This is a genomic window from Streptomyces viridosporus, assembly GCF_002078235.1.
Classification (GTDB): domain Bacteria; phylum Actinomycetota; class Actinomycetes; order Streptomycetales; family Streptomycetaceae; genus Streptomyces; species Streptomyces viridosporus.
In genome coordinates, this window is record NZ_MSGP01000370.1 from 1 (window position 1) to 10,364 (window position 10,364).

Genomic DNA, 10,364 nt, shown 5'->3' on the forward strand with positions numbered 1-10,364 from the left:
GCGTCCCCCGCGACGGGCCGCCCGGGCAGCCCGCGCGGCCCGTCGCGGGGGACGCCACCGGCTGGTCCATGGAGGAGCGGCTCTACAACCAGGTCTGGGGCATGTTCGAGGACCTGGCCCGCACCACCGCCGCCTACCGCAGCGCCGTCGACTTCGCCGAGTCGCGCATGGACAAGGAGCTCGAGCAGGCCCTGTCCGACCCGCGCAGCCGGATCGGCGGCCAGGGCGACGCCGCGCGCGAGGCGGCCCACGCCCGGCACGGCCGGCTCGTCGACCAGGCGCGGGAGGTCCTCGACCGGGACCTCGCCCAGCTCGTCGCCGAGGCCGAGGTCGTCGAACCCGCACTGCCCCCGGCCTTCGCGCGCTGGGACAACCCCGTCTGGCACGCCTACCGGGTGCCCATGGAGATACCCATGGCGCTGCGCCTGGGCGACCTCAGCCTTCCCGAGGCCGGCCGGCTCCGCATCCCGATGCTGCTCCGGCTGCCGCTGGAGCGCGGGCTGTGGATCGACAGCGGACGGACCGGCTCGCTCGACGGATCGTTCACCGACTCCCACGACATGCGGCACCTCGCCGTGGAGACGGCGGTGGCCCACGCGGCCCGGCTGCTCGCCGTCTACCCGGCCGGTGAGTTCACCGTGCACGTCATCGACCCCGCCGGATCCGGCGCGCAGGCGCTGGCGCCGCTGACGCGGAGCGGTGTGCTCGCGGCCCCGCCGGCCCCGGGCGCCGCGGGGGTGGCGGACGTCCTGGGCCGGCTCACCCAGCGGGTCGACCTGGTGCAGATGGCACTGCGCGGGGGCGCGCCGGACGCGCTGCCCCCCGGCTTCGACACCTCCCAGCAGCTGCTGGTCGTCAACGACTTCCCGCACGGCTTCGACGACCGGGCCGTCAACCAGCTGCGCTACCTCGCCGACGAGGGCCCGTCCGTCGGCGTGCACCTGATGATGGTCGCCGACCGCGAGGAGTCCGCCGGCTACGGCCCGCTGCTCGATCCGCTGTGGCGTTCGCTGCTGCGGCTGACCCCGGTGGCCGGCGACCACCTGGCCGACCCGTGGGTCGGACACGCCTGGACGTACGAGCCCCCGCTGGTGCCGCCCGGCAGCCAGGTCCTCCACCAGGTGCTCACCCAGGTCGCCGCCGCCCGCCGCTCGTGGAACCGGTGAGGGCCCCGCGTCCCTGCGCCGGGCCCTCGGCAAAGCAACTGTGACCTGCGCCTCTATACCGTCGTTTATCTAGCTCTTTACCATCACTTGGTGATGGGGGTACTGTTTCTCGTACGGAGGGGAGTACTCCCCGTCTGTGCGGCGACCCCGTCAATACGGATCAGGCCAGATCCCGGGGCGTCGGCCCATGGGCCTGTCCGGCGCTGTCCAGCGCCCGGGTCCGGGTGGAAGAGACCTCCGGCAGCGACGACGCTGACTTTTGCCGTGTGACGTATCTGCCGGAGGCGCAGTGGATGTTTCCATGACCCTGTGGGTCCTGACGATCGTGGGCCTCGCCGCCCTGATCTCGGTCGACTTCTTCATCGGCCGCAAACCGCATGACGTGTCCGTCAAGGAAGCCGGTATCTGGACGATCGTCTGGATCGCCCTGGCCGTGCTCTTCGGGCTCGGTCTGCTGGTCTTCGGCGGCGGCCAACCCGCCGGTGAGTTCTTCGCCGGCTTCATCACCGAGAAGTCGCTGAGCGTCGACAACCTCTTCGTCTTCGTCCTGATCATGGCGAAGTTCGCGGTGCCGTCGCAGTACCAGCAGCGGGTCCTGCTGGTCGGTGTCCTCATCGCCCTGGTGCTGCGCGCCGTCTTCATCGCCGCGGGCGCCGCGATCATCGCCAGCTTCTCGTGGGTGTTCTACATCTTCGGGGCCTTCCTGATCTGGACCGCCTGGAAGCTCATCCAGGAGGCCCGGGCCGACGAGGAGGAAGAGGAGTTCGAGGAGAACAAGCTCCTCAAGGCCGCCGAGCGCCGCTTCGGCGTGGCCGACCGGTACCACGGCACCAAACTGTGGATCGAGCAGAACGGCAAGCGGGTCATGACCCCGATGCTGGTCGTGATGCTCGCCATCGGTACCACCGACGTCCTGTTCGCGCTCGACTCGATCCCCGCGATCTTCGGCCTGACCCAGGACCCGTACATCGTGTTCACCGCGAACGCGTTCGCCCTGATGGGCCTGAGGCAGCTGTACTTCCTCATCGGCGGCCTCCTGAAGAAGCTGGTCCACCTCTCCTACGGTCTGTCGATCATCCTCGGCTTCATCGGCGTGAAGCTGGTGCTGCACGCCCTGCACGAGTCGGGGGTACACGTTCCCGAGATCAGCATTCCGGTCTCGCTGGGCGTGATCTGCGGGGTCCTGGTCGTCACCACGATCACCAGCCTGCGGGCCTCCCGCAAGCTGGCGGAGGCCGAAGCCGCAGAGGAGCGGGAAGGCCGGGGAGACGGCACCGTGAAGGACGAGGTCGACGCCTGATCCGTCCTCCGCACGGAACAACCGCCCATACCGGGACGGAACAACCGCCCATACCGGGAACGGAGAGAGCGCATAGCAGTCCCTCATTCCCGCTGTCCGCATGTTTCGGTGGCGTGTCGTTGCACGAACACGCCACCGAAACATGCCTACATCCGCGCCGAACGGTCGGCGCCCATCGCGACAAACTCGTACGAGGAGGCCATACGTGACCATGATGACCCCGAGGCGATCAGGACGGCGGAGCGCACGGATACCCCGTGCGGTGGTGACAGCCATGACACCCGCCCCGGTCCACCGGTGGTCCAAAGGAGTCTCCGGCACGGTGCGCCGCCCGCTGGAGGCCGGGGCGGTCGCTCCGTGATCGCTCGGATGAGGCCATTCGCGACCCAGTGGACGACCCTGGTGCCGCCGCTCGCGGTGATCCTGCTGGTCTTCACCTGGGGACGCGAGCTGCCCGGAGGGATCGTCGCGGTGGCCACCCTGGTCCTCGCGGGGGCCGTGCTGGCGGCCGTGCACCACGCGGAAGTGGTCGCCCACCGGGTCGGTGAACCCTTCGGCTCCCTGGTCCTCGCGGTCGCCGTCACCGTCATCGAGGTGGCGCTGATCGTGACCCTCATGATGGACGGCGGGGACAAGAGCGCGACGCTCGCCAGGGACACCGTGTTCGCGGCCGTGATGATCACCTGCAACGGCATCCTCGGACTGAGCCTCCTGGTCGGCTCGCTGCGCCACGGCACCGCCGTCTTCAACTCGGAGGGGAGCGGTTCGGCCCTCGCCACGGTCGCGACGCTGGCGACCCTCAGCCTCGTGCTGCCGACGTTCACCACGAGCAAGCCGGGCCCGGAGTTCTCCTCCGTGCAGCTCACGTTCGCGGCGGTGATCTCCCTGGTCCTCTACGGCTTGTTCGTGGCGACCCAGACCGTGCGGCACCGCGACTACTTCCTGCCCGTCCCCCGGCAGGAGAAGGAGGACACCTCCGAGGGGCCCGTCGAGGAGCACGCCGAAGCGCCGTCCGCGCGCACCGCGCTGATCAGCCTGGGGCTGCTGGGCCTGGCTCTGATCGGTGTGGTCGGCCTCGCCAAAGGAGTCTCGCCCGCCATCGAGTCCGCGGTGGACACGGCCGGTCTGCCCCACGCCATCGTCGGTGTGATCATCGCCCTGCTGGTGCTCCTCCCCGAGACCATCGCCGCGGTGCGCGCCGCGCGGCGCGACCAGGTCCAGATCAGCATGAACCTCGCGCTCGGCTCGGCGATGGCGAGCATTGGTCTGACCATTCCCGCGGTGGCGCTGGCCTCCCTCTGGCTCACCGGCCCGCTCATCCTCGGCCTGGGCAGCACCCACATGGTGCTGCTCCTCCTGACCGTGCTGGTGAGCGCGCTGACCGTGGTCCCCGGACGGGCCACACCGCTCCAGGGCGGGGTGCACCTGGTGCTGCTCGCGGCCTATCTGGAGCTGGCGATCAACCCGTAGCGCGGAAGGCGCCCCGCCGGTCCCCGGACGAACCGCACACGGCGGCTCGCCCGGGGACCGGGCGGTTTCCGTACGTGACGCTCCGGCTGGTGACGGTGATGTGCCGGGCGGGGCCGTCCACCCGGACCGGGCCGCCGCAAGATCACCGGCCGCGGATCGGTGGGCCCGAGGCCCACGCATGTTCCGCAGGGTGCGAGGCCGGGGCCGGGCAGCCGTCCGGCGCACCGTGATAGACCGGGGTCCAGCAGCGGTCCCGGCGGGGACCGCCCCCACCCCCGAACGGACCGGAGGAACCGTGCCCCGCAATCTGGCCACCGCCCCGATCATGATCCTCAACGGCCCCAACCTGAACCTGCTCGGACAGCGCCAGCCGGAGATCTACGGCTCCGACACGCTCGCCGACGTGGAGGCGATGTGCGCCAAGGCGGCGGCCGCCCACAACGGCACGGTGGACCTGCGGCAGTCCAATCACGAGGGCCGGCTGGTGGACTGGATCCACGAGGCGCGGCTGAACCACTGCGGGATCGTCATCAACCCCGGCGCGTACTCGCACACCTCCGTCGCGATCCTGGACGCCCTCAACGCCTGTGACGGCCTGCCCGTGGTGGAGGTCCACATCTCCAACATCCACCGGCGCGAGTCCTTCCGGCACCACTCCTACGTCTCCCTGCGCGCCGACGGCGTCATCGCGGGATGCGGGGTGCAGGGGTACGTGTTCGCGGTGGAGCGGATCGCGGCCCTGGCCGGCGCGGGAGCGGCCGGGGCGTGAGCCCACCCGCTCACCACCCGCGCGCGTGCCACTCCGGCAGGTGCGGGCGCTCCGCGCCCAGCGTGGTGTCGTTGCCGTGGCCGGGGTAGACCCAGGTCTCGTCGGGGAGCACGTCGAAGATCTTGGTCTCGACGTCGCGGATCAGGCTGGCGAACGCCTCCGGGTCCTTGCGGGTGTTGCCCACACCGCCCGGGAACAGGCAGTCCCCGGTGAACACGTGCGGATGCCCGTGCGGATCGTCGTAGACCAGGGCGATCGATCCGGGCGTGTGGCCGACCAGGTGGCGGGCGGTGAGTTCCACCCGCCCCACGCGGAGGGTGTCGCCGTCGTCCACCAGGACGTCGGTCGGCACCGGGATGCCCTCGGCGTCGTACCGGCCGGCGTGGGTGCGGGCGCCGGTGGCGGCCACCACCTCGGCCAGCGCCTGCCAGTGGTCGCCGTGCCGGTGGGTGGTGACGACGGACGCGAGGCCGTCGTCACCGACCGTGCCCAGCAGGGTGTGGGCGTCGGCGGCCGCGTCGATCAGCAACTGCTCGTCGGTGGCCCGGCACCGCAGCAGATAGGCGTTGTTGTTCATGGGACCGACCGCGACCTTGGTGATCATCAGGTCCTTGAGTTCGTGCACGTCGGCCGGACCGCCGACCGTCACCCGACCGCTGTACGTCATGGCCGTCAGCCTATAGCGGCAACCCCGCGCGGTCGTCCCCGGTGCGGCGGGGGAGCGTCGCCGTCCCCGTTACAGCGGCGGGAGCGCCGGAAGCGCGCCGCCCTTCACCCTCAGCCCGGAGCCGTCACGGCGCCCGGCGAGCCAGCCGAGCAGGTCGGCGGCCGCGCCCTCGACCACGACCGGGCCGCCCCCGGCCCCGCCCCCGGTGCTCCAGGAACGGCCGTCGTCGGCGGTCAGGGCCGTCGCGGGCACGTCCCGGTGCCCGGTGAACCGCTGCGCCAGGAAGTCGATCTCCCGTTCCGTGAACTCCTCCGGCAGGTCCTCCAGTTCACGGCCGATGCCGAGGTCCACGTGGTGCAGCTCCACCTCGGCCCAGCGCCGGAACAGCACCCCGGCCGCCCGGTCCGTGACCCCGTTGCGCAGTTCCACCGTGCGCGACCAGTCCGCGGGTGCGGCACACACCGCCCGGAAGCGCTCCGCGCTCTCCCGCACATCGGCGAGGTGCGCGTCGAGGGGACGCGGGGCACCCTGCTCGATGTCGGCCTCCCGGGCCTCGCCGGAGACGTACATGGGGCGCCCCTCGAGGACGTTCACCAGGGCGTCCGCGTTGCGGGCCAGGTGGGCCAGCACGTGACCGCGGGTCCAGCCGGGCAGCCGTGACGACTGGGTCACAGCCGCGTTGTCCAGTGCGTCGACCGCGGTGAGCAGCCGCTCGGTCGCGGCCTGCACAGACGCCAGGTCATGAGCGTGATCGTTCATGGCGCCGACCCTAGCCGCGCCACACCTTCGGGTGAAGGGGGCGAAGCAGCGCCGTAAATCGAATGCACGTGCTATAGGGTCGTGGGTGGCGTCGGGCATGCTGGAAGGCCGGGATGTGTTCTCAATCTGTGAACCCGACCGGCGTTGTCAGTGGCTCCCCCTAGTCTGAAAAAGCACGGGGGCCCCGCCCCTGTCACTTCTCTCAAGAAAGGTGCGGACCGGCGTGGCCGACCGTCTCATCGTCCGTGGAGCGCGCGAGCACAACCTCAAGAACGTCTCGCTCGACCTCCCGCGCGACTCGCTCATCGTCTTCACGGGCCTGTCGGGGTCGGGCAAGTCCTCGCTCGCGTTCGACACGATCTTCGCCGAGGGGCAGCGGCGCTACGTGGAGTCCCTCTCCTCGTACGCCCGGCAGTTCCTCGGCCAGATGGACAAGCCGGACGTCGACTTCATCGAGGGCCTGTCCCCGGCGGTCTCCATCGACCAGAAGTCGACCTCGCGCAACCCGCGCTCCACGGTCGGCACCATCACCGAGGTCTACGACTACCTGCGTCTGCTCTTCGCGCGCATCGGCAAGCCGCACTGCCCCGAGTGCGGCCGGCCGATCTCCCGCCAGTCGCCGCAGGCCATCGTCGACAGGGTCCTGGAGCTGCCGGAGGGCAGCCGCTTCCAGGTGCTCTCCCCGCTGGTGCGCGAGCGCAAGGGGGAGTTCGTCGACCTCTTCGCCGACCTCCAGACCAAGGGCTACTCCCGCGCACGGGTGGACGGCGAGACCGTCCAGCTCTCCAACCCGCCCACGCTGAAGAAGCAGGAGAAGCACACCATCGAGGTGGTCGTCGACCGCCTCACGGTGAAGGACGGCGCCAAGCGCCGCCTCACCGACTCCGTGGAGACCGCCCTCGGTCTGTCCGGCGGCATGGTCGTGCTCGACTTCGTCGACCTCCCCGAGGACGACCCCGAGCGCGAGCGCATGTACTCCGAGCACCTGTACTGCCCGTACGACGACCTGTCCTTCGAGGAGCTGGAGCCCCGCTCCTTCTCCTTCAACTCGCCCTTCGGCGCCTGCCCCGAGTGCACCGGCATCGGCACGCGGATGGAGGTCGATCCCGAGCTGATCGTCCCCGACCCGGACAAGAGCCTCGACGAGGGCGCCATCCACCCCTGGTCGCACGGCCACACCAAGGACTACTTCGACCGCCTGATCGGTGCCCTCGCGGACGCGCTGGGCTTCCGCACGGACATCCCCTTCGGGGGCCTGCCGCAGCGCGCCAGGAAGGCGCTGCTGTACGGCCACAAGACCCAGGTCGAGGTCCGCTACCGCAACCGCTACGGCCGCGAGCGCCGGTACACCACGGCCTTCGAGGGCGCCGTCCCCTTCGTCAAGCGCCGGCACAGCGAGGCCGAGAGCGACGCCAGCCGCGAGCGCTTCGAGGGGTACATGCGCGAGGTGCCCTGCCCCGCCTGCGAGGGCACCCGCCTCAAGCCGGTCGTCCTCGCCGTCACGGTCATGGGCAGGTCCATCGCCGAGGTCTCCGCGATGTCCATCAGCGACTGCGCGGACTTCCTGGGCGAGCTCAAGCTCACCGCCCGCGACAAGAAGATCGCCGAGCGCGTGCTCAAGGAGGTCAACGAGCGGCTGCGCTTCCTGGTCGACGTCGGCCTGGACTACCTCTCGCTCAACCGCGCGGCGGGCACGCTCTCCGGCGGCGAGGCCCAGCGCATCCGCCTGGCCACCCAGATCGGCTCCGGACTCGTCGGCGTGCTCTACGTCCTCGACGAGCCGTCCATCGGCCTGCACCAGCGGGACAACCACCGGCTGATCGAGACCCTGGTCCGGCTGCGCGACATGGGCAACACGCTCATCGTCGTCGAGCACGACGAGGACACCATCAAGACCGCCGACTGGGTCGTCGACATCGGCCCCGGCGCCGGCGAGCACGGCGGCAAGGTCGTGCACAGCGGCTCCTACAAGGAACTGCTCGCCAACACCGAGTCGCAGACCGGCCAGTACCTGTCCGGCAGGAAGTCCATCCCGCTGCCCGACGACCGCCGCCCGCACGACCCGTCGCGCCGGCTCACGGTGCACGGCGCCCGCGAGAACAACCTCCAGGACATCGACGTGTCCTTCCCGCTGGGCGTGTTCACCGCGGTCACCGGCGTCTCCGGCTCCGGCAAGTCCACGCTGGTCAACGACATCCTGTACACCCACCTGGCCCGCGAGCTGAACGGTGCCCGCAGCGTCCCCGGCCGGCACACGCGCGTGGACGGCGACGACCTCGTCGACAAGGTCGTCCACGTCGACCAGTCGCCCATCGGCCGCACCCCGCGCTCCAACCCGGCCACGTACACCGGTGTCTTCGACCACGTCCGCAAGCTGTTCGCCGAGACCACCGAGGCGAAGGTCCGCGGGTACATGCCCGGCCGCTTCTCCTTCAACGTCAAGGGCGGACGCTGCGAGAACTGCTCGGGCGACGGCACCATCAAGATCGAGATGAACTTCCTCCCGGACGTGTACGTCCCGTGCGAGGTCTGCCACGGCGCCCGCTACAACCGGGAGACCCTGGAGGTCCACTACAAGGGCAAGTCCATCGCCGACGTGCTGAACATGCCGATCGAGGAGGCCCTGCACTTCTTCGAGGCCGTCCCGGCGATCTCCCGTCACCTGAGGACGCTCAACGACGTCGGGCTCGGCTACGTCCGGCTCGGCCAGTCCGCGACCACCCTGTCCGGCGGTGAGGCGCAGCGCGTGAAGCTCGCCAGCGAGCTGCAGAAGCGCTCCACCGGCCGCACGGTCTACGTCCTGGACGAGCCGACCACCGGACTGCACTTCGAGGACATCAGCAAGCTGCTGAAGGTCCTGTCGGGCCTGGTCGACAAGGGCAACACGGTCATCGTCATCGAGCACAACCTCGACGTGATCAAGACCGCCGACTGGGTCGTCGACATGGGACCCGAAGGCGGTTCCGGCGGCGGCCTGGTCGTCGCGGAGGGCACGCCCGAACAGGTCGCGAGCGTTTCGACCAGCCACACCGGCAAGTTCCTGCGGGAGATCCTGGGCCCGGAGCGGATCAGCGACGCCACCCAGGTGCCGGCCCCGCGCAAGGCGGCGAAGAAGACGGTCGCCGCCCGGTCCACCACCCGGAGGACCGCCACCAAGGCGGTCGACGGCACCGCCACCGGGAAGACGGCCGGGAGCGGCAGGGCGACGGCCGCCGCGAAGAAGAAGACGACGCGGACGGCCGAGGACTGACCCGGCCGGACTCCCGCACGCCGTCGTGTCCCCACGGGACTGCCCGTGGGGACACGACGTGCGGTACGGCTCCCACGGCGGGCACGGGGCCGGCCGGTCCCGCCGCGGCGGTTCAGCCGGCCAGCTCGTGGGCGTACGGGGGCTCCGCGCCCGCGCGTGAGCAGGTGACCGCCGCCGCGCGCGCCGCGAAGCCGAGCAGCCCCGCCCAGTCGTCGGCGTCCAGAGCGGCCACGCCCGTGTCACTGAGCGCGTCCCGGGCCGCGAGGCCGTGCAGCAGGGCCGCGTTCACCGTGTCACCGGCGCCGATGGTGTCCACCACCTCGACCCGCTCGCCCGGTACGGAGTACTCGCCGCCCCCGCGGGTGAACACGGTCAGCCCGTCGCCGCCCCGGGTGACCACGACCGCCGCCGGACCGGCGGCCGACCATGTCCGGGGGGACCCGCCGAGCCACTCGGCGTCCTCCGCGGACAGCTTCAGCAGCGACACCGACGGCAGCCAGCTCTCGAACCGGGCCCGGTAGGCGTCGGGGTCGGGGATGAGTCCCGGACGGACGTTGGGGTCCAGCGCGGTGAACACACCCCGGGCGGACGCGGTGCGCAGCAGTTCCTCGTAGGCGCTCGCGCCCGGTTCGAGGACGAGCGAACAGGTCCCGAAGGACACCGCACGGGTGCCGGCCGGCAACGCCCGGGGCGCCGTGAACAGCCGGTCCGCGGTCCCCTCCACGTAGAAGGTGTACGCCGCCGAGCCGTCCGCGCCGACCGTGGCGACGGCGAGCGTCGTCGGCTCGTCCCCGCGCTGCACCGACGACACGTCCACCCCGGTCTCCCGCAGCCGGTCCAGCAGCGCCTCGCCGAAGGCGTCGCGGGACACCCGGGAGCAGAAGGCGGCGGGGGAGCCGAGGCGCCCGAGCGCCACGGCCGTGTTGAAGGGGCCGCCGCCGAGGGCCGGCGTCAGCGCCGCGAGCGCGCCGGCGCGCTGCGGT

Annotated in this window: 7 protein-coding genes and 1 pseudogene; 5 read left to right on the forward strand and 3 right to left on the reverse strand. The window is 71.1% G+C overall.

The genetic code is table 11. The annotated features are described in order from the left end of the window. From B7L92_RS25645 to aroQ, 4 genes and pseudogenes are all read left to right on the forward strand, one after another. A pseudogene (locus tag B7L92_RS25645) lies at positions 1-1,166 on the forward strand (TerD family protein); the annotation flags it as partial. A 289-nt stretch (positions 1,167-1,455) separates the two neighbouring features. Further along, on the forward strand, positions 1,456-2,466 hold the full coding sequence (locus B7L92_RS25650; RefSeq protein WP_081239767.1) for a TerC family protein: 1,011 nt from the start codon (positions 1,456-1,458) through the stop codon (positions 2,464-2,466). Between the two features lie 357 nt (positions 2,467-2,823). Further along, a complete protein-coding gene (locus B7L92_RS25655; protein WP_081239768.1) occupies positions 2,824-3,936 on the forward strand; it encodes a calcium:cation antiporter in 1,113 nt (370 codons plus the stop codon). 295 nt (positions 3,937-4,231) lie between these two features. Next, positions 4,232-4,705 carry a type II 3-dehydroquinate dehydratase gene (gene aroQ / locus B7L92_RS25660; RefSeq protein WP_004989525.1) on the forward strand — a complete coding sequence of 158 codons (474 nt, stop codon included), beginning with the start codon at positions 4,232-4,234 and terminating at the stop codon, positions 4,703-4,705. Positions 4,706-4,715: 10 nt separating this feature from the next. Here aroQ and B7L92_RS25665 read toward each other — a convergent pair whose 3' ends face one another. Then, complete coding sequence (locus B7L92_RS25665; RefSeq protein ID WP_081239769.1) at positions 4,716-5,372, reverse strand: MBL fold metallo-hydrolase; 657 nt, start codon at positions 5,370-5,372, stop codon at positions 4,716-4,718. Between the two features lie 69 nt (positions 5,373-5,441). Continuing rightward, positions 5,442-6,131, reverse strand: a complete 690-nt coding sequence (locus tag B7L92_RS25670) for a maleylpyruvate isomerase family mycothiol-dependent enzyme (RefSeq protein WP_081239770.1) — start codon at positions 6,129-6,131, stop codon at positions 5,442-5,444. A gap of 223 nt (positions 6,132-6,354) precedes the next feature. Here B7L92_RS25670 and uvrA point away from each other — a divergent pair, with 223 nt between their 5' ends. Next, a complete protein-coding gene (uvrA, locus tag B7L92_RS25675) occupies positions 6,355-9,381 on the forward strand; it encodes an excinuclease ABC subunit UvrA (RefSeq protein ID WP_081239771.1) in 3,027 nt (1,008 codons plus the stop codon). A gap of 112 nt (positions 9,382-9,493) precedes the next feature. Here the strand turns inward: uvrA and B7L92_RS25680 are convergent. After that, positions 9,494-10,364, reverse strand: an 871-nt coding sequence (locus tag B7L92_RS25680; protein WP_081239772.1) for a carbohydrate kinase family protein, incomplete at its 5' end; no start/stop codon positions are given.

Excerpts from the sequence above, each read along its gene's own strand:
- B7L92_RS25665 (WP_081239769.1), bottom strand. The coding sequence starts at position 5,372 with ATGACGTACAGCGGTCGGGTGACGGTCGGCGGTCCGGCCGACGTGCAC.
- B7L92_RS25670 (WP_081239770.1), bottom strand. The coding sequence starts at position 6,131 with ATGAACGATCACGCTCATGACCTGGCGTCTGTGCAGGCCGCGACCGAG.